The sequence below is a fragment of the Laceyella tengchongensis genome, from assembly GCF_900182735.1.
Classification (GTDB): domain Bacteria; phylum Bacillota; class Bacilli; order Thermoactinomycetales; family Thermoactinomycetaceae; genus Laceyella; species Laceyella tengchongensis.
This window is the reverse complement of the sequence record NZ_FXTU01000001.1, coordinates 532,526-550,299: the sequence shown is the minus strand read 5'-3', so window position 1 is coordinate 550,299 and position 17,774 is coordinate 532,526. Positions and strand designations below refer to the sequence as shown.

Annotated in this window: 20 protein-coding genes, 3 tRNA genes and 1 other annotated feature; of the genes, 5 read left to right on the top strand and 18 right to left on the bottom strand. The window is 50.9% G+C overall.

From position 1 onward, the window contains the following. Positions 1-3: 3 nt before the first annotated feature. Both thiD and thiE read left to right on the top strand, forming a co-directional pair. Positions 4-819: a bifunctional hydroxymethylpyrimidine kinase/phosphomethylpyrimidine kinase gene (gene thiD / locus QQZ12_RS02680; protein WP_102991890.1), complete on the top strand. Its 816-nt coding sequence runs from the start codon at positions 4-6 to the stop codon at positions 817-819. After that, positions 809-1,447, top strand: a complete 639-nt coding sequence (thiE, locus tag QQZ12_RS02675) for a thiamine phosphate synthase (RefSeq protein ID WP_102991889.1) — start codon at positions 809-811, stop codon at positions 1,445-1,447. The genes thiD and thiE overlap by 11 nt, the downstream gene beginning before the upstream one ends. A gap of 96 nt (positions 1,448-1,543) precedes the next feature. Here the strand turns inward: thiE and QQZ12_RS02670 are convergent, their stop codons facing one another. Beyond that, a complete protein-coding gene (locus tag QQZ12_RS02670) occupies positions 1,544-1,726 on the bottom strand; it encodes a hypothetical protein (protein ID WP_284723919.1) in 183 nt (60 codons plus the stop codon). Between the two features lie 231 nt (positions 1,727-1,957). On the opposite strand from QQZ12_RS02670, the gene QQZ12_RS02665 reads away from it, so the two are divergent. After that, a complete protein-coding gene (locus QQZ12_RS02665) occupies positions 1,958-2,380 on the top strand; it encodes a MarR family winged helix-turn-helix transcriptional regulator (RefSeq protein WP_181352843.1) in 423 nt (140 codons plus the stop codon). A 138-nt stretch (positions 2,381-2,518) separates the two neighbouring features. Here the strand turns inward: QQZ12_RS02665 and rplT are convergent, their stop codons facing one another. From rplT to nrdR, 12 genes are all read right to left on the bottom strand, one after another. Next, positions 2,519-2,872, bottom strand: coding sequence for a 50S ribosomal protein L20 (rplT, locus tag QQZ12_RS02660; protein ID WP_022735864.1), 354 nt, complete (start codon positions 2,870-2,872; stop codon positions 2,519-2,521). A gap of 43 nt (positions 2,873-2,915) precedes the next feature. Further along, positions 2,916-3,113 carry a 50S ribosomal protein L35 gene (gene rpmI / locus QQZ12_RS02655; protein WP_022735863.1) on the bottom strand — a complete coding sequence of 66 codons (198 nt, stop codon included), beginning with the start codon at positions 3,111-3,113 and terminating at the stop codon, positions 2,916-2,918. A gap of 19 nt (positions 3,114-3,132) precedes the next feature. Next, complete coding sequence (gene infC, locus QQZ12_RS02650) at positions 3,133-3,591, bottom strand: translation initiation factor IF-3 (RefSeq protein ID WP_425436562.1); 459 nt, start codon at positions 3,589-3,591, stop codon at positions 3,133-3,135. Positions 3,592-3,674: 83 nt separating this feature from the next. Continuing rightward, positions 3,675-3,815 (bottom strand) — a sequence feature (ribosomal protein L20 leader region). A 164-nt stretch (positions 3,816-3,979) separates the two neighbouring features. Continuing rightward, positions 3,980-4,873: a putative sporulation protein YtxC gene (ytxC, locus tag QQZ12_RS02645; RefSeq protein WP_102991887.1), complete on the bottom strand. Its 894-nt coding sequence runs from the start codon at positions 4,871-4,873 to the stop codon at positions 3,980-3,982. A gap of 105 nt (positions 4,874-4,978) precedes the next feature. Then, positions 4,979-5,617 (bottom strand): metal-dependent hydrolase, encoded by a 639-nt coding sequence (locus QQZ12_RS02640; protein ID WP_102991886.1) that lies wholly within the window; start codon positions 5,615-5,617, stop codon positions 4,979-4,981. Between the two features lie 123 nt (positions 5,618-5,740). Continuing rightward, positions 5,741-7,213: a flavin monoamine oxidase family protein gene (locus QQZ12_RS02635; RefSeq protein ID WP_223248050.1), complete on the bottom strand. Its 1,473-nt coding sequence runs from the start codon at positions 7,211-7,213 to the stop codon at positions 5,741-5,743. 255 nt (positions 7,214-7,468) lie between these two features. Beyond that, complete coding sequence (gene mqnC / locus QQZ12_RS02630) at positions 7,469-8,581, bottom strand: cyclic dehypoxanthinyl futalosine synthase (protein WP_284723918.1); 1,113 nt, start codon at positions 8,579-8,581, stop codon at positions 7,469-7,471. A gap of 160 nt (positions 8,582-8,741) precedes the next feature. Further along, positions 8,742-8,830: transfer RNA gene (locus QQZ12_RS02625), tRNA-Leu, on the bottom strand. 9 nt (positions 8,831-8,839) lie between these two features. Further along, positions 8,840-8,914, bottom strand: a tRNA-Gly gene (locus QQZ12_RS02620). 3 nt (positions 8,915-8,917) lie between these two features. Continuing rightward, a tRNA-Phe gene (locus tag QQZ12_RS02615) sits at positions 8,918-8,993 on the bottom strand. A gap of 119 nt (positions 8,994-9,112) precedes the next feature. Beyond that, complete coding sequence (locus QQZ12_RS02610; protein WP_102991884.1) at positions 9,113-10,570, bottom strand: replication initiation and membrane attachment family protein; 1,458 nt, start codon at positions 10,568-10,570, stop codon at positions 9,113-9,115. Positions 10,571-10,663: 93 nt separating this feature from the next. Beyond that, positions 10,664-11,161, bottom strand: a complete 498-nt coding sequence (gene nrdR / locus QQZ12_RS02605; RefSeq protein ID WP_022735855.1) for a transcriptional regulator NrdR — start codon at positions 11,159-11,161, stop codon at positions 10,664-10,666. A gap of 298 nt (positions 11,162-11,459) precedes the next feature. On the opposite strand from nrdR, the gene QQZ12_RS02600 reads away from it, so the two are divergent. Both QQZ12_RS02600 and QQZ12_RS02595 read left to right on the top strand, forming a co-directional pair. Beyond that, positions 11,460-13,061: a peptide ABC transporter substrate-binding protein gene (locus QQZ12_RS02600; protein ID WP_181352844.1), complete on the top strand. Its 1,602-nt coding sequence runs from the start codon at positions 11,460-11,462 to the stop codon at positions 13,059-13,061. A 127-nt stretch (positions 13,062-13,188) separates the two neighbouring features. Beyond that, positions 13,189-13,659: a GyrI-like domain-containing protein gene (locus tag QQZ12_RS02595; RefSeq protein WP_102991882.1), complete on the top strand. Its 471-nt coding sequence runs from the start codon at positions 13,189-13,191 to the stop codon at positions 13,657-13,659. A gap of 140 nt (positions 13,660-13,799) precedes the next feature. Here the strand turns inward: QQZ12_RS02595 and QQZ12_RS02590 are convergent, their stop codons facing one another. The 5 genes from QQZ12_RS02590 to mutM form a co-directional block, all read right to left on the bottom strand. Beyond that, positions 13,800-14,822: a glyceraldehyde-3-phosphate dehydrogenase gene (locus QQZ12_RS02590; RefSeq protein WP_102991881.1), complete on the bottom strand. Its 1,023-nt coding sequence runs from the start codon at positions 14,820-14,822 to the stop codon at positions 13,800-13,802. A 130-nt stretch (positions 14,823-14,952) separates the two neighbouring features. Beyond that, on the bottom strand, positions 14,953-15,567 hold the full coding sequence (locus QQZ12_RS02585; protein WP_102991880.1) for a lytic transglycosylase domain-containing protein: 615 nt from the start codon (positions 15,565-15,567) through the stop codon (positions 14,953-14,955). Beyond that, on the bottom strand, positions 15,537-16,139 hold the full coding sequence (coaE, locus tag QQZ12_RS02580; RefSeq protein WP_102991879.1) for a dephospho-CoA kinase: 603 nt from the start codon (positions 16,137-16,139) through the stop codon (positions 15,537-15,539). Before coaE ends, QQZ12_RS02585 begins: the two co-directional genes overlap by 31 nt. A 13-nt stretch (positions 16,140-16,152) precedes the next feature. After that, entirely contained in the window at positions 16,153-16,815 is a 663-nt protein-coding gene (gene ytaF, locus QQZ12_RS02575; RefSeq protein ID WP_102991878.1) for a sporulation membrane protein YtaF, read from the bottom strand. Positions 16,816-16,878: 63 nt separating this feature from the next. Next, positions 16,879-17,703, bottom strand: coding sequence for a DNA-formamidopyrimidine glycosylase (gene mutM, locus QQZ12_RS02570; protein WP_102991877.1), 825 nt, complete (start codon positions 17,701-17,703; stop codon positions 16,879-16,881). Positions 17,704-17,774: the final 71 nt, after the last annotated feature.

Sequence of the window (17,774 nt, the reverse complement as noted above, 5' to 3'; positions counted from 1 at the left end):
CTGATGACTCAACCTGCACGGGCCCTGACCATCGCCGGTTCAGACAGTGGCGGAGGCGCTGGCATCCAAGCAGATTTAAAAACGTTCCAAGAACTCCGGGTTTTCGGCATGACCGCGATCACGGCAGTGACGGCACAAAACACCCTGGGGGTCTTTGATGTGCAAACCCTCCCTGCGGAGGCTGTCGCCAAGCAGCTAGATGCCGTGGCAACGGACATCGGCGTAGACGCGACCAAAACCGGCATGCTGGCCAATGCCGAGATTACGTCTGTTGTCGCCCGCAAGGTGAAGGAGCACCAATTGTTTCCCTTGGTGGTTGATCCAGTGATGGTCTCGACCAGTGGGCATCTGCTGTTGGATCAGGCGGCCAGAAAACAATTCATGGAAGAACTGATTCCGCTCGCTACCGTAATCACCCCCAACATCCCTGAAGCCGAAGCATTGACGGAAACGCCGCTTACCGATCTGAACGCACGCAAACAGGCGGCACAAGCCCTGCATGCACTCGGCGCCCAATCCGTGGTGATCAAAGGTGGGCATCTTGAAGATGATGATGCCGTCGATCTCTTTTATGATGGCAAAGAGTTCGTCTTCCTCCGTTCACCCCGGTTCGACACCTCTCACACTCACGGAACGGGATGCACGCTTTCGGCTGCGATTGCCGCCTATCTGGCCCGCGGCTTCACCTTGGCCAACGCCGTCTCCCAGGCGAAGCAGTTCATTTCGGCTGCCATTTCCCATGCATTTCCTCTGGGAAGCGGCCATGGGCCAACCAATCACTGGGCTCATCGCCTAGGAGGTGAGCTGTATGCCGATTAAAGCAAAAGATTTGCGCCTATACCTAGTAATGGGCAGCCAAGATTGCCTCGACCGCGATCCGGTTGCCGTGCTTCAGGCCGCCATCTCAGGGGGCATCACCTGTTTTCAGTTTCGCGAAAAACATTCCGCGCGCAATTTGCGTGAAACGGTGGAGTTGGGTCACAGCCTGCGCGCCCTCTGCCGCACACACCGGATTCCCTTTCTGGTGAATGACCGGGTGGATTTGGCTTTAATCCTCGATGCCGACGGAGTTCATCTCGGCCAAGACGACTTGCCCGTGCCCGAGGCCAAACGCATCCTTCCCCCGTCTTGCGTGATTGGGGTATCCGCCCGCAGCATCCCTGAAGCGCGACAAGCACAGCAAGAAGGGGCGGATTATATCGGCATTGGTCCCATGTTTGCCACGACGAGCAAGCCGGATGCGAAACAACCAATTGGACCAGAGGCATTAGCTGAGATTCGCCAAGCACTTGGTGACTTTCCTATCGTCGGCATCGGTGGCATCACCGTTGATAACATGGCTGCGGTGCGTCAAGCTGGGGCAGATGGCATTGCCGTCATCTCCGCCATCACTCGCGCCGACTCCCCCGAACAGGCCGCGCAACAGTTGCGACAATGTTCCCGTTAACGCACATTCGCTCGGTCACTTGTCTCACCCGCCGACTCGACGTGGCGGGTGGTTATATTCATCTGCTGATTATTCAATAAATTATGTATATTCAATTTACAACAGCAGAGAAATATAATAAAATGAAATGTAGCAACCAGGATAACTGTGTGTGGAGGTGAACCATATGAACACCTTTGTTGAACCCCGCACTTCCAAATGCAACAAATGCGGCACTCCCGATTGCCAATGCCCTGACTGCGATTGCAAAAAATAACCTAAATCCAACTTGACGATCACAACCAGTCCAGCCGGCTGGTTCTTTCTTTAGTCGTGGCTATGCATCCCGACGACCGCAATCTCTATCGTGGGCATGCGCATTCATTAGCTTTTGCTACTATGGGCACAGAAATTTTGCATAGCCGCACTGACGTTTACAAAATTTCCATTTGCCCAAACATCATCAGAACGTTATAATACAGCACAGCGCAATTACTCGACTTTATGAAACAAGCATTAAGGAGATCCGACATGCCAGATCGCTTAGAAATGATTTTAGAGTTGGAACAATCTTTCCGCCACATGTTCCGCCAAATGCGCAAAGATATGGCGGACATCTGGGAAGAACAAATCAACGGCGCCGAATTCAATGTGCTCAAAAGTCTGCAAGACAAAAGTCCGCAAATCGTGACGGCTCTGGCGCAAGAATTTGATTGCTCCGTCAGCCACATCACTCACGTCGCCGACCACCTGGAGAAGAAAAACCTGGCTTACCGCAAGCGTTCGCAACTGGACAAGCGCGTCGTGGAGCTTCACATCAGCAAACAGGGGCAAGACGTGATTGAAAAATTGGCACGGCGGAAAACGGAATACTACAGGGAAAAGTTTGAACACTTGGCTACCGATGAAATCGAAACCCTACTCACCCTGCTAAACAAAATAGACTGGAGCTAAAGTTCGCGGTTGCCGTCATGAGTGAAAAACCGCCTTTGATGATCGGTTTAATCCTCATCGGCTCCGTTTCCGATACAAAAGACAAACCCCCCCGGTTCATCATGATCCGGGGGGTTTTGCATTATGATTGCTGTATGATTACTTCGCGTTTTTTGCGATGTTAGCCAGATCAGCAAATGCTTTCGCATCGGTTACAGCCAATTCAGCCAGCATTTTGCGGTTGATGTCGACACCAGCCACTTTCAAGCCGTGCATGAATTTGCTGTAGGACAAACCGTTCAGGCGTGCCGCAGCGTTGATCCGAGTGATCCACAGTTTGCGGAAGTCACGTTTGCGTTGGCGACGATCGCGGTAAGCGTACATCAAGGATTTCATCACTTGTTGTTTCGCCGTTTTGAACAGTCTGTGTTTGGAACCAAAATATCCTCTAGCCAGTTTCAGTACCTTTTTGCGACGAGCGCGAGTTACGGTACCACCTTTTACTCTTGCCACTGTAAATCCCTCCTGAAGTAAACCTTTCCTATCTAAGCGAACATTACATGTATGTGATCAGTTGTTTAATGCGTTTCACATCGCCGGAGTGCATAACAGCGTCTTTGCGCAGATGACGTTTGCGTTTCGCCGTTTTACCTCCAAGCAAATGGCTTTTGAACGCGTGATTGCGTTTTACTTTGCCGGTACCCGTTTTCTTAAAACGCTTTGCTGCAGCGCGTTTCGTTTTCATTTTTGGCATTGGATGCTCCTCCTTGCAACTACTGTTTCGGTGTTAAGATCATGATCATTTGGCGGCCTTCCAATTTTGGTTGGCGCTCAATATCAGAGATATCTTTCACTTCGTCGGCCAAACGATCCAAAATGCGGCGACCAATGTCTTGGTGGGTGATTTCCCGACCGCGGAAACGAATCGACAATTTGACTTTGTTTCCGCCTTGCAAGAACTTGCGCACATGGTTTAGCTTGGTCTTCACATCGTTTTCCTCGATGGTCGGACTCAGGCGCACTTCTTTGATCTGAACGATCTTCTGGTTCTTGCGAGCTTCTTTCTCCCGCTTGCTTTGCTCGTAACGGAACTTACCATAGTCCATGATACGACAAACCGGCGGTTTTGCTTGTGGGGCTATGTTCACCAGATCCAAGTTCGCTTCTTGCGCCAAATGCAACGCCTCTCTGAGCGGTTTGATACCCAATTGCGAGCCGTCGACTCCAATCAAGCGAACCTCACGAGCGCGAATCGCCTCGTTGACTTGGTGTTGTTGATCCTTGCTGATAACCTGCCACCTCCAAAAAAAATTTAGGCAAATAAAAAATGTGGGCGTCAGATAACGCCCACATTCAATTTCCCTGCGCAAACATAGGAAATGTGTCTTCCGAACCATTAACCTGCCAACTGCGTTCGCGTCGACCAGGTGAGAAGCGGGCGCCTCTGCTTTGAACAATATCATTATGTTAGCACACTGACAAGTCATATGTCAAGGATACGGCTTGTTGCTTCCTAGAATCAACGAGTATTAGCTTACCGAAAAACAGCACCGGCGTCAATTGGAAAAAAATCACCCACTATGTATACCAATCTGATCAGTTCTGCGTCACACGCCGGAATCACGCATCTTCCTGACAATGCACCGTGCGTCCGCAAAGATGACATCCTTCGCAAAGGTGCAGGCGCCCCTCAAAAATCTGAATCAGGGTGCGGATCACATTTTCTTGAGGATTCTGCGTATGCAGGCACATTTCTTGTGGAACGATCGACAACAGGGTGCTGACAATCATATCCTCACGCGAAAGGGAAAATTCAAACATCTCGTTCAACGCTTCGTTTCCCTCTTTCCATGCCAACGGCGTACCATCCGCTTGCATCAGCCGGAATGCGCCCCTCCCTTCATGGATCAGGTGGACGAAATCCAGCTTGGGCGGTTGCACCTCCACAAACGAACGCAACAAGTGGATGAATTCCTTGTATTCTTGATCCAACAAATAGTCGTGTAACGCTTCTTGCACGCATGTTGCCAGCACATAGCGATATGTTTTCATCCGGAACCGAGCGAATCCATCAATCGCCAATTCCGCCGACCCTTTCAAAAAAGAGCTGACTTGACGGGCGATTTTGTCCCGGCGGTTGGCATACACCACCTTTGCGCATTCCCAGGCGCTCGTTTCAAGCAAGCGCCTCACTCGGCCCTCAATTTGCTTCACTTCTTCCTGTTGTCGCAAGCCGTGTTCGTGTTGAATGATTTGCCGGATCATTTCCGGTTCCATGTGTTCGCAAATGAATTCGGCCACCGCTCGCCCCAGCCGTTTGCGAAATTCCCTCTCCTGAAACCGGCTGCGGCGTTCCAGTCCGATGGTGCACCTATACCGCGTTCCCCATATGGATTCATCTATATGGCAACCCAGCACATTTTCTTGGAAAAGGGCGACACATTCCTTCAAATGGGCGCTCAGACAAATGATTTTCGCACGATCATGATGATCTAGCGAGATCACATAAGCCACCTGGCTCCTCCTTCCTCCTCCCTTAAATTGATAATAGTATATGGGAGATAAAGGAAGTGTATACTTCAATTGACCAAAGAAAGACCTTGTCCTGCCCAGTCTACCTTAGGGGGAGATCCACCCCGCCGTCAGCGCCTCATCATACAAGACCTGTCCCACCAAATACACAAAGCCCAAGGCCGCCACAATGATGGCTACCGTGCCGATGAGACGGTCACCCGCCCCTCCTGTTTTTACTTTCACGCCAAACCCTTTGAGATTGAACCGCTTCTTGTACGGCCACAAGTAAGGAACCCCGGCGCTGGTCATGGTGTCGGCAATTAAATGGGACAAATATCCCAATACCACCGCCCATGTATATGTGGGCGCGATCGTATAGACGACCCAGCCCACATACGCGCAAGCCAACAGCGAATGCGTGACGGTGCGGTGGGGGACATAAGCGACCGCCGCGGCATACAGCCCCAACCAAAGCACCCATGCGGGCAAACCCTTGAGGAAATAAAACAGCACCATCACAGCACCCAAGGCAGCCAGCGCAAACGAACGGTATGTTCGTTTAAGCGAAGGGAACAAAAAATTGTTGATCATGCTCCCATCCTCATCTATGTCCGGCAAAAGCGATCCGATCACCGCTGACACTACTGTCAAGCCCAACACCGCCACATCAGCGGATTCACCCATGCCGCACGCCAAACCCACACCGGTGGCCATGCCAATCGCCGCATGTGTTTTTCCTTCCACCGATTCTTCCCTCCCTCTCTCTTTATCAAGGGGCAAACAGTTGGTAAACGTTACTATTTGGTTTCATATTAAAAATATCAAAATTGAGAAACCAAATCTATGAAATAGAGATATTTTATTGTCTTATCCTTTAAATTGATGCACTTCCACCGCTGTACGAATCGCTGACTCGATCGCCCCCTGAATCCAAGTCGGTGTGGAGGATACATGCTCGCCTGCAAAAAAGATTCTCCCCTCCGGCTTGGCCAAGTGAGAACCCAGCTCATTCTGCTGCCCAGGCCGGTACAGCACAAACGCGCCGCCACTATATTGATACTGGGACCAACTCCACGACGTTCCGGTGTCAAACGCGCGAAACACCTTTTTCCCATGCAGCTTCGCCCAATCTTCCAACGCTTGTCGCACTCGGTCTTCCTGTTTCAACGCATTCCAGGGCAAAGCGTCATCCTCCCATGTATAACTAGCCAGCACCGTGCCTGGTCCCCGCTTGCCCAAGCCATGGCTGGGATAAAATGCATAGCGCACCGGCAAATCAGTCACAATCTTGCCACCTAAATGTCCCTCCTGCTCCCAGAAACGGCGTTTAAACTGGATTCCGATCTTGGTGGCTGGTGCGTAATGCAATTCGCGAATCGCTTTGCGCTTGCCGTAGGAGAAAAGGTGCTTGGGTTCCACTTCCACCAATTGCAAAAGCGAATAAGGGACAGTAATAATCGCCACATCCCCCATCGTCTTGGCAGGCTGTTTCGTTTTCGTATGCACTGAATGGATGGTGACCGTTCCATTGCGTTGGGAGATCTTCGTCATCTTGTGGTTAAACAGGATGTCCCGCCGCAACTGAGGCAAGAACGCTTTGGGTAGCTTGTCGTTGCCACCGGTGATTTCATAAAACCGGATGTTCGGTTGATAAAGAAGCTGAAATGCTTGCAGGGTCTGAATGTACGAAAGTTGCGAAATGCCTTCGGTATCTTGCATGATCTGAATCATGTCGATCGCCTGATGAGAGAGTCTTGGGCCTACCGGATTATGTCTTAAAAACGTGTCTAGTGAATAGTGGTCGAACCGGCGCACGACGATGGGCCAGTTGCGCTTCGGATTGCGCTTGACGAAGTCGAGAATTTTCCGCGAAGCAGCCAGGAACAATTCGTCCGCGGACTTGCCCCTTTCTATAGCCGCTACGGGAAACCGCAGGATATCAGGATTGCGATCAGCCTCCTTGGCCGTTGTCCGCACCCCGTTGGTGTAAATCAGGTCATTGGGGGTCGCATTGATAAACGGATTGATCGGCAAACCAAACTTCTTGATGTAAGCCAGTGTCAACTGATGGACATTGGGGATGCGCATCGCCCCCGCTTCCAAGTATTCCCCTTGGGCAAATGGACTGCGGAGCGTGTATACGCGCCCTCCTACCCGAGAGCTGGCCTCAATGATTTTCACTTGATGCCCCGCCTGTTTCAACAGCGAGGCGGCGACCAACCCGGCCATACCAGCCCCGACAACGATCACTTTTTTGGGTTGCCGCGTTTTCCGCAACCCGTCACGAATGATGGACAACATTCGCCCCGTGCTCATATCAGTCATTTGTAACACACTCATGTCGTTTCCCCTTTGCGGTTCTGCCAAACGACAGCCCTCTAAATTTTTCCAAACTAAATTATTCATCCAAAGAAAAGGCGGTCGCGGCATCTGCCACATCTGAGCAATTCACACGGACAAACCATTATTGAAAACAAAAAAACCCCGCAACCGTTGCGGAGTTTTCTTAAAGCATCCATGCTGTTTTAGTGTATGTCTGATGAAAACATCTTTTCCCGATGAGCACCTCGCTACGCGTGATTCACCAGACACGCCTTAGTTCTGCATCACAAAGTCATGCTCGAATTGTTCGTCATCCTTAAACACGCGCAAAATGCGATAATGGGTGTTGCGTTGCGCCGGAATTTTGCCGGCTTCCCGAATCAGCCGCAAGATGAGGTTGTTGTTCACCTTGTGCGTGGTTCCCGCCGCCGAAACGACATTCTCTTCAATCATCGTGCTACCAAAATCATTGCATCCGTATTGCAGGGACAACTTGCCCACTTCTGGTCCCATCGTCACCCAGGAAGACTGCAAGTTGGGGATGTTATCCAACATGATGCGGCTGACAGCGACCGCTTTGAGGTATTCTTCCGCCCCCAGCTTTTCGCGCTTCAAATTGGTGTTGTCCGGTTGGAACGTCCAGACGATGAACGCCAAGAATCCGTTGGTTTGATCCTGCGCCTCCCGGATGCGCAACAAATGCTTGACGCGGTGCTCCAACGTCTCGCCAAAGCCGATCACCATGGTAGCGGTCGTCGTCATGCCGAGGCGTTGAGCCGTCTGCATCACATCCATCCAATCCCGCCAAGAGCCTTTTAAGCGGCTGATCTTCCGTCTGATTTCATCATCCAGAATTTCCGCTCCGCCTCCGGGAATAGAGTCCAACCCGGCTTCCTTCAATTCCCGCACAACCTCTTCCAACGACAAGCCGGAGACTTCTTTCATCTTCATCACTTCCGCTGGAGAAAAGGAGTGCATATGAATCGTTGGAAACCGTTTTTTGATTTCGCGAAGCAAATCCGTGTAGTAGGACAGCGGCAAATCTGGGTTGGTTCCACCTTGCATCAGAATTTCGGTGCCGCCAACGTCGATCGTCTCTTGTATTTTTTGGAAAATCATCTCATTCGGCAATACATAGCCTTCTTTGGAGCCTGGCGCACGGTAAAAAGCGCAAAAACGGCAATAAGTGTCACACACGTTGGTGTAGTTAATATTGCGTCCGACTACGAAGGTGGTAATCGGTTCGGGATGTCTTCTTAACATCAGCTGATTGGCCACTTGGCCCAGCTTCTCAATCTCATTGCTTTCCCATAAAGCGATCCCATCCTCAAGCCCGAGACGTTCTCCGTCCAGAGCCCGCTTCAAGATCGCATCAATGTTTGACATGCTATCCACCCTCCAACCATTCGGTCGAAACTCGATTCAATATGCTATGTTATCACAAACAGAAAACCTTGTCTGCCCGTGCTCACAATCTGCTCCATCAACAATAAAAGCCCCCGAATTCACAACGGCATCAATCCGTGTGCATCCGGGGGCACGCATTTGGTGCTGAGGGTCGGACTCGAACCGACACGGTGGTCACCCACCGCAGGATTTTAAGTCCTGTGCGTCTGCCTATTCCGCCACCCCAGCATATTAGATTGGAGCGGAAGACGGGATTCGAACCCGCGACCCTCGCCTTGGCAAGGCGATGCTCTACCCCTGAGCCACTTCCGCGAATGGTGGTTCGGGACGGAATCGAACCGCCGACACGAGGATTTTCAGTCCTCTGCTCTACCGACTGAGCTACCGAACCATTTAAGAATAAGAGAATCATTTGCTGACAAAGAAGATTATAGCACGGGGGTTTATGCAAAAGCAATACTTTTTTAATGTTTTTTTGATTTTTATCAAACCCCCGGCCAAAACACGTGTTTATGGCAAATGCTCCTTGCCCGTCTTGTTGGCTTGCAACCGTTCGTTCATCAGGCGCAATTTGGCTTGAATCGCCGCCTGTTTGTCGGCAAGCTCTTCCGAGGCGGGAAGGGCCGTTTCATCCTCCTGGTTGGCGTCCCATTGCGATTGCAGCGCTTGCGGCAGTTTTTCTTCTCTCTTGTTGGCTTTAGACTTGGATTTGCGCGGGGCTTCTTTTTTCTTGTTTGTCTCCCACGTTTCTTTCCGGGCTTGCTCCAACGCCTCTTGAATCGTTTTGATCCCCCGTCTCTTCCAATGGCCGGCGATCTTCTCCACCAGATTGCGCGGCAGACGGTAATCATATTTCAGGAGAACGTATTCTAACAGCACATTAATCACTTCGGGCGGTAAACCGTATTCCCTGACCAATGTCTCCACTAATTCCACATCACTGTCGGGAATACGGGAGCCGCCTTGGTAAAAGGCCAATAACTCCAACGGGGAGATCTGCGCCAATTGCTGAAAATGCTTTTCTTCTTCAGACAGCGGCTCCGAACTGGCAGTTGGCACAGTCGCCGGAGTGGCCGCTTCCACTTCTTTGGGGGCGGCTCGATGCGATACAATCGGTGCTCCCCCAAATCGCAAGCGGTATTCGCTCTTAATGTAAGCACGCAACCGATCTACATCAATACGCCCATGCCTGGTCACATAGGGATTCTGCAACGCTTTTAACAAGGCCCAATCGTCCAATTGGTACAAAAAGCGAATTTGCATCAAATCCCGCATCAATTCGTTTGTCCAACAATCATCCTCAACAATGGAAGAAAGTCGCATTTTCAACATCGCAAAATCAATGTCTTCCCGCAGTTGCGGTTCTTTTCCCTCCGCCAAGCTCTCATCGCCCTCCACGCCCGACCAGACGGTGTCGCGGTTTTGTTCCGCTTCCCTAGCCAAATCTGCGGGAGAAAGGCTTTCAAACACTTCTTGAAACGACTTGGTGATATCTTTTACCTGGCCGCCATCCGGCTGTTTGGCAACCGATTCTTTATCAATCAACAACTCCCGCACCGCAAGGTAGCCTTCTTTTCCCAAGAAATGATACAGCGTCATGCTCAATATGTCGCTTTGGAAAAATTTCACCGGAGAAAGCGGCGCGATCAACTCATACTCATAGAATGAGCCGTGTTGGGAATCTTTTCTTTCATATACATTGAGCAACCCCACCCCTTCCAACAGATGACGCGCTTTTAAGAGTTGCTCTGTATTAAACGAACATAGCTTTAACAGATAGGCGTGACTGTGAATCTCTGATACCCCCGCGCGGGTCAGGGGAAGCTGATACGCCAAGGTCATGTATAACGACATGGCCGATGCGCCGATCATCGGTTGATACAAATGGATGAGACTCATAAGATCAGCACTGTGTACAGGGCGTCCCGAGCGGCAGCGCCAGCCGATATCTTTCCAGAATATCGCCATCAACCGGCCTCCTCGAACCAATGTTGCCTCAGTCAGGTTGTATCATTGTAACATACAACCAACGCTTGAAGCCAAACCTTATTTGGCAATGAATTATACGGCACCGCCCCGCTTTTTCTCTTCTGCCAACGCATTTCTTGAACGGTTTAACAACTCTTCCAGTTCATTCACAAATACATTTATGTCTTTGAACTGCCTATAGACCGATGCAAACCGGACATAGGCCACTTCATCAATTTCCATCAGCCGCTCCATCACCATTTCCCCGATCTCCTTGGAAGGCACTTCCGTCACTCCTGCCTGCCGCAGAGCCCGCTCGATTTCAACTACGAGCGATTCCAGGCGTTCCAGGGGCACTGGACGCTTTTCACAGGCGCGAATCAAGCCCCTAAGCAACTTCTCTCGGCTGAATTCTTCACGGCTTCCTTCTTTTTTGACAACAATCAACGGTTGCTCCTCCACCATTTCAAACGTGGTGAAGCGTTGCTCACACTTTTCGCACTCCCGGCGGCGGCGAATAGCACGTCCCTCGTGCACCGGACGCGAATCCAGCACCCGGCTGCCATTGTGATTGCAAAATGGACATCTCAAGAATCCGTTCCTCCTTTATCCTACCTGCCTTAGCAACGGAAGGAATGCGATACCTAAAAATCACAAATATCGACTATATTATCATTTTAAAGATAAACGTCAGCAAATCAATGCTATTTTGTCAACAGAAAAATCCTATCCCCTTCGTTATCCACTCGTCACATATTCTCTGTTTTTCCTCAACCATAAATTAACCAAGGCTTAATGAAAACGCGCATTCTCTACCATTTGGCCTTCAAACCCGCACGCTATAATAACTCATATGCTCTGGTTCCATGCAAGTGAAGGAGGGAATCCCATGTCTATGTTGCGCAATTGTTTACTTCTCCTCTCATTGTTTAGTTTGGCCGCATGCCAATCGACCACCACCGCGAACGACATCTTAACCAATGAACAAACCCTGCGGCTGACGATTCCCCATGAAATCTGGCGATTGGACGCTTCGCTCGCCGTGGACACCAACGAGACGCTGATCCTAAATCAAGTGGCCGAAGGCTTGATGCGGCTGGACCAAAACAACCGGCCCATCCCAGCTATGGCAGAAAAAGTGAGCGTCAGCGCCGACCAAACGGTATATACATTTCAGCTTAGAAACGCCTTGTGGCAAGATGGGGCACCCGTTACGGCGTACGATTTCGCGCGAGCATGGAAACGTACCTTGCACCCGAAAACCGATTCACCCAACGCTTACCTGTTTTATCCGATTGTCAACGCGCAGAGTTACCATCAAGGGGAAGTGAGCGCCGATAAAGTGGGCATCACCGTGGTCGACGAAGAAACGCTTCAAGTCCGATTGTCCCAACCCACGCGCAACTTCTTGACATTGCTGGCTCTCACTCCCTTTTTGCCGCAACGCGAATTTACCCAGCCGCCAAACGCAAACAGAAGCACCTTACTCAACCTCAAGCTCAACGGCCCGTTTGTCATTCTTGATGTGTCGGCCGACGGCACCATCGTCCTGAAAAAAAACGAACGGTATTGGGATCAGGAACAGGTGAAGCTGGATTATATCATCTTCTATGTGTCCAACCACCCCACGCAAACGATTAATTTATACAATGCCGACAAAATTGATATCACCCGAATCGCTCGTGAATTCGCCCAAGCTTACGCCAATACGCCCGAATTCCATTCCATCCAACTATGGACAACCCAATATATTCGGTTCAACAGCAAAAACAAGTTTTTCCAAAACAAAAAGATTCGACAAGCGATCAGCCTGGCGATCGACCGAGAACAGTTGGTCTCTGTACTGAAAAGCCAAGCGCAACCCGCAGGCGGACTGATTCCACCGTCTATGAAAGGCTTCCGTTCCGCATTTCGTGAAGAGGCCCCTTTGCCACCAGATAAGGCCAACTTAGGCAAAGCCCGCGCCCTATTGCAAGAAGGCATGCAAGAACTGCGGATCAGCCAACCGCCTTCGGCCCTGGTCATGCTCAGCTATGAGGATGACCGCATGCAACTGGCAGTTGAACTGAAAAAGCAACTGAAACAGGTGCTGGGTCTAAACCTGTTGCTGAACACGACGTCACGGGCTGAAAAGTATCGATTGGAGAAAAGGGGAGAGTTTGACCTCACCTTGTCCGATTGGGTGGCCACTTATCCCGATGCTTACACTCTGTTGGAAACATTCACCAGCGGCCATCCCGCCAACACCGGAGGGTACAAAGACAAACCCTATGATGAAACACTAAAACGCGCCGCCAATTCACCTCAAGTTCAAAAGCAAGTAAAGTACCTGGCCCAAGCGGAAAAATTTCTGATTGTGGAAGACCATGCCGCCATCCCGCTCTATTATGTGAATGACACCACCCTCATCAAACAAAGAGTGAAGGGGCATGTTCGCCATCCGTTCGGCCCGTCGTACTCATTCAAATGGGCGTATATCGAAGAGCCATAAGCCTTAGGTTGACGTCCAATTTCGCGCTGATATGGGAATATCGCAGGAATCTTGTTCGTATTCTGAATATGATTTACAATAATCCTGAGAACATATATTCTTTCCTCATATACCAAGGGGGGCGCTCATGCAAGGAAGGATCATTACCAAAGAATCTTTTCAGATCGTCGGATTCGGTTGGACGGGACCGTACACCATGTCCAGGGAAATCCCCAAAGTGTGGGAGCAGTTAGTTAAACGAATTCACGAAATCCCGCATCAGGTTCGCCCCGGTTCTTTTGTCTGCCCCTGCCATGACCGGGTGACAGATTTTACTTGTTATGTCGCCGTTGAAGTGAAGTTGGCCGAAAATGTGCCTGAAGGGATGTTGTCATTCACCGTTCCCTCCCAACGTTACGCAGTTTTCACCCATCGCGGTTCGATAAGGAACGTCCCCGCCACCTATCAGCGCGCGTGGAAATGGATTGAAAAGATGGGGTACCGCAAAGATCACAGCACATTGGGCTTAGAGATGTACGATCACCGCTACACACCAGTCACCCACGATCCTGATGCGCCAGACAACATGTATGACATCTACATCCCCATCAAACGGTAGACGCACATGGCGTACGCGCCGCCGGCATTCCTTTTTACATCCAGGAATGCCGGCGGCGCGTTTAAGGCGATATACCATTTGCATTAGGCATTTGGCACGCAAAAACCCTTCTCCGACAGTGGAGAAGGGTTTTTAACACGTTAGACGGTCACTTCCAATGCCAATCGCTCACCCACATATTTCGCCAAATCAACCACGCGGCAGGAGTAACCCCATTCGTTATCGTACCAAGCGAGCACTTTCACTTGGCGCTCGCCGATTGCCATCGTCGACAGAGCGTCAACGATGGAGGAGTGCTCATTGCCGTTGAAGTCGGAAGAAACGAGTGGGTCTTCACAATATTGCAGAATGCCTTTCATCTTTGTTTCGGCCGCTTCTTTTAAGGCTTGATTAACCTCTTCCGCTGTGACCTTCACTTTCAAATCGGCGACCAAATCAACTACAGACACGTTAGGGGTTGGCACCCGCAATGCAAAGCCATTCAACTTCCCTTGCAATTCTGGCAGCACCAATCCCAGCGCTTTGGCCGCTCCCGTCTTCGTCGGAATGATGGATTGGGCGCATGCGCGAGCCCGGCGCAAATCCTTGTGGGGATTGTCCAGGTTTTTTTGGTCATTGGTATAAGCATGCACCGTCGTCATCAAACCGTATTCAATCCCGAACGCTTGATGCAACACTTTCGCTACAGGGGCCAAGCAGTTGGTGGTACAGGACGCGTTGGAAATGATGTCGTGCTGTTCGGGAATGTACGCTTCTTCATTCACACCCAACACGATGGTGATGTCCTCATTTTTGCCCGGTGCCGTGATAACAACCTTTTTAGCCCCAGCTTTCAAATGCTTCGACGCACCCTCGCGGTCGCAAAACTTGCCTGTTGCTTCGATGACAATATCCACACCCAGTTCCGCCCAAGGTAATTCTTCTGGGTTGCGGTTGGACACCAGGCGAACCAGTTTGCCGTTCACCATCAACCCTTGCTCAACCGCTTCCACTTCACCAGCAAACATGCCATGTATGGTATCATATTTCACTAAATGTGCTAACGTTTCCGCTGGATAGCTCGCATTGATCGCCACTACTTCCAAAGCAGGATCAAGTGCTGCTTTGCGAAACACCATCCGTCCAATTCGTCCCAAACCATTGATTGCAATACGCACAGCCATGAAGCCGCTCTCCCCTCCGCTATATGTTACATACCATCTCTCTTTTTTATTATAAACAGTATAACACATTTTTCAATATAAAAACGAAAACCTGTCCCAAATCCGGAACAGGCTCGCACATTTAATCAAATTATTGTTCTTTGATTAAATCTTGATAACATTCTTTATATTTCTGATAGTAATGGCTGACCCGGTACACATATTCCCGGGTCTCCTTGATAGGAATCCGTACCGCTCCTTGCCTCGTTCCATCCCAAACACCTTGGTCAAGCCAACGCGAGACACGGTTGTGTCCGCCATTGTAAGCAGCAATTGCCGCCACTTTGTTGCCATGGTACCGCTTGGTCAAATACGCAAGATACCAAGCGCCCATATGGATGTTGATCGCCGGATCGCGGATGTGCTCCTTGAGCGCCGGCGAAAACCCGCCCCGGCGGATCATCCAATCCATGGTTTCCGGCATGAGCTGCATCAACCCTTGTGCGCCCGCCGCCGATACTCGGTCCAGCTGAAATCTGGACTCCACTCGGATCACTGCCATAATCAAAAACGGATCTGCTCCGGTGGCTTCGGCACTGTTGAGGATCAACTCCTCATACCGCAAAGGATAAATCAGGCATTCCAACCAATGGGCCACAATCATGCACAACACCCACAAAAGCGCCAGCAACACCCAGGCCTTTTTCCGACCTGGCCATGTTCCCTTGACCGGATTCAGCCAACTTTTGCGCACAGTTCGCTCCATAGGCGCGCCACCTGCATCTCAGTCTCTTCCCGTGTTCCGCTGTTGTCGATCACATAATCGGCCCACTTTTTTTTTTCATCAATCGGCAGTTGTGCCGCCAAGCGCGCAGCCGCCTCGTCGGTATCAAGATGATCTCGCGCCTGCAACCGAGCCAATTGAACCCGTTGCGGCACATAAACCAGAATCACTTCATCTACTAGGTCGGTCATTTTTTCTTCAATCAATAGCGGCACATCCCATATGACCACCGCGTGCGGCTCAGTCTGCCACACCTTCTCCGTGTCCCGCCGCATTTTATCCATGATGAGCGGGTGCAACAACTCATTCAGCTTGCGCCGCGCCTTTTCATCATGAAAAATGATGCGACCCAGCGCGGGCCGGTCAAGCGTCCCCTCCCGGCTTATCACCTCGTCGCCGAAAACAGACGCAATCCGCTTCAAGCCCTCTTCCTCTGGCTCGACGACTTGCCGGGCTACCTTATCCGCATCGACAATCACTGCCCCGTGCCGTTGCAACATCTCGGCCACAGTGCTTTTTCCCGTCGCAATTCCACCGGTCAATCCAAAAATCATCCACACCGCTCCTCTAAATTAACCGTAACAAGCCCAATATGATCAAAAAAACGCCGGGCGCGTATCCCATCCAACGAAAACGGGCGCGTTCGGCGTACTTGAAGCCGAACCACATGCCCGCGCGCAGGCAGACTGCGCTCATCAACCCAATCGCCAGCGCCGCCACCAGTGGGGACATCCCGATGAACGCAGCTCCTACCCCCGCGGCAAAAGCATCCAACGACAAGGCCGTTCCCAACAAAACAGCCTCATATCCTGAAATCGTGCCGGATTCATCCATATCCGCAACCATGGGCGTTTTCAATATTTGCACAACCAATCCCCACTTCTCAAGCTGAAACGTCCAAATGGTGGGCTCGGCAGGTTTGGTTGGCGGTAGGGCGGCCGCCTTCGTTTCCACTTTCTTCGGCGCCCTACCTGCTTGCGACAGCGCAAATAAGCCAATCGCGATAAAGAGAACAGCTCCAATCCCATGGGTCAACGCAGGTGGAAGGAAATGAGAAATCCCTTGTCCCATTAACATCGCTAAATAAATGACCATCCCCGAACAACCAGCAATGATCAAGATGGAGCCAAAAGGAATGCGAACTTTTCTCATCCCATAAGTCGTTCCGGCCCCAAACCCGTCCATGCTCACCGCCAGTGCTAACCACATCACCGATAACACGTGCCACATAATCAATCACCTCTTTAAGATGGGCTGATACTTCCCATCTTATGAAAGAGGATCAGGGCGGGGTTACCTTTGGCAAGTCCGGCAGATGTGAGTGCCTCGTCCACCTACTACGATCCGCTCGATCGGCGCGCCGCATTTTCGACACGGTTCACCTTTGCGGCCGTACACTTGGATTTTGAGTTGAAACATTCCCATCTCACCCTCGCCGTTCAAATAAGAACGAACGGAGGAACCACCCGCTTCTACCGCTTCAGCGAGGATTTTCCTGATGCTCTGGTGTAACCGCGCCACTTCCTCCTCCGTCAACGACGACGCGGCACGCTCGGGATGAATCCCCGCGGCAAACAAGGACTCGTCCACATAAATATTGCCCAAGCCGACGAGATATTCCTGATTTAGCAAAACCACTTTTACTTTGGCCTTGCGCTTGACCAGCGTGGATTGAAACCATTCCAAGGTAAACGCGTCCGATAACGGCTCCGGCCCCAGTTTTTTTAATGGTTTGTGTTGCTCCTCTTCACCCATGGTAAATAAATGCATCGTGCCAAATTGGCGCACATCGCGATAACGCAACTGCGCGCCGTCCGTAAAATGGAATATCACATGCGTGTGCTTCTCCAGCGGCTCCGTTTCCTCCGCTAACCGATACTTTCCCTCCATCCGCAAATGGGATACAAGCACCCATGGCGGACAAATGATTTTCAAAAATTTCCCCCGGCGCTGAACGGCAGTAATCGTGCAACCCACCAAATGATGGCGAAATTGTTCCACGTCATCAGGATGTTGAATGATGCGGCCCAGCTTGACCGTCACATCCTTGATCGTCTTGCCGACCACCAACCGCTCCAATGTTTTTCGTACTGTTTCTACCTCTGGCAATTCAGGCATGATCTACTCCCTCCCCAATGCAATAATCAACGCAAGGCCGCCACCCTGTCAAGGATGACGGCTTGTCTCAT

Bases quoted from the DNA above. Each gene is read 5' to 3' on its own strand.
- mqnC (WP_284723918.1), bottom strand. From the start codon at position 8,581: ATGTCAAACATTGATGCGATCTTGAAGCGGGCTCTGGACGGAGAACGT.
- ytaF (WP_102991878.1), bottom strand. From the start codon at position 16,815: ATGTGGCACGTGTTATCGGTGATGTGGTTAGCACTGGCGGTGAGCATG.
- QQZ12_RS02600 (WP_181352844.1), top strand. From the start codon at position 11,460: ATGTCTATGTTGCGCAATTGTTTACTTCTCCTCTCATTGTTTAGTTTG.
- QQZ12_RS02665 (WP_181352843.1), top strand. From the start codon at position 1,958: ATGCCAGATCGCTTAGAAATGATTTTAGAGTTGGAACAATCTTTCCGC.
- rpmI (WP_022735863.1), bottom strand. From the start codon at position 3,113: ATGCCAAAAATGAAAACGAAACGCGCTGCAGCAAAGCGTTTTAAGAAA.
- QQZ12_RS02595 (WP_102991882.1), top strand. From the start codon at position 13,189: ATGCAAGGAAGGATCATTACCAAAGAATCTTTTCAGATCGTCGGATTC.
- QQZ12_RS02590 (WP_102991881.1), bottom strand. From the start codon at position 14,822: ATGGCTGTGCGTATTGCAATCAATGGTTTGGGACGAATTGGACGGATG.
- QQZ12_RS02610 (WP_102991884.1), bottom strand. From the start codon at position 10,570: ATGGCGATATTCTGGAAAGATATCGGCTGGCGCTGCCGCTCGGGACGC.
- coaE (WP_102991879.1), bottom strand. From the start codon at position 16,139: ATGATTTTTGGATTGACCGGTGGAATTGCGACGGGAAAAAGCACTGTG.
- QQZ12_RS02585 (WP_102991880.1), bottom strand. From the start codon at position 15,567: ATGGAGCGAACTGTGCGCAAAAGTTGGCTGAATCCGGTCAAGGGAACA.
- mutM (WP_102991877.1), bottom strand. From the start codon at position 17,703: ATGCCTGAATTGCCAGAGGTAGAAACAGTACGAAAAACATTGGAGCGG.
- thiE (WP_102991889.1), top strand. From the start codon at position 809: ATGCCGATTAAAGCAAAAGATTTGCGCCTATACCTAGTAATGGGCAGC.
- thiD (WP_102991890.1), top strand. From the start codon at position 4: ATGACTCAACCTGCACGGGCCCTGACCATCGCCGGTTCAGACAGTGGC.
- QQZ12_RS02635 (WP_223248050.1), bottom strand. From the start codon at position 7,213: ATGAGTGTGTTACAAATGACTGATATGAGCACGGGGCGAATGTTGTCC.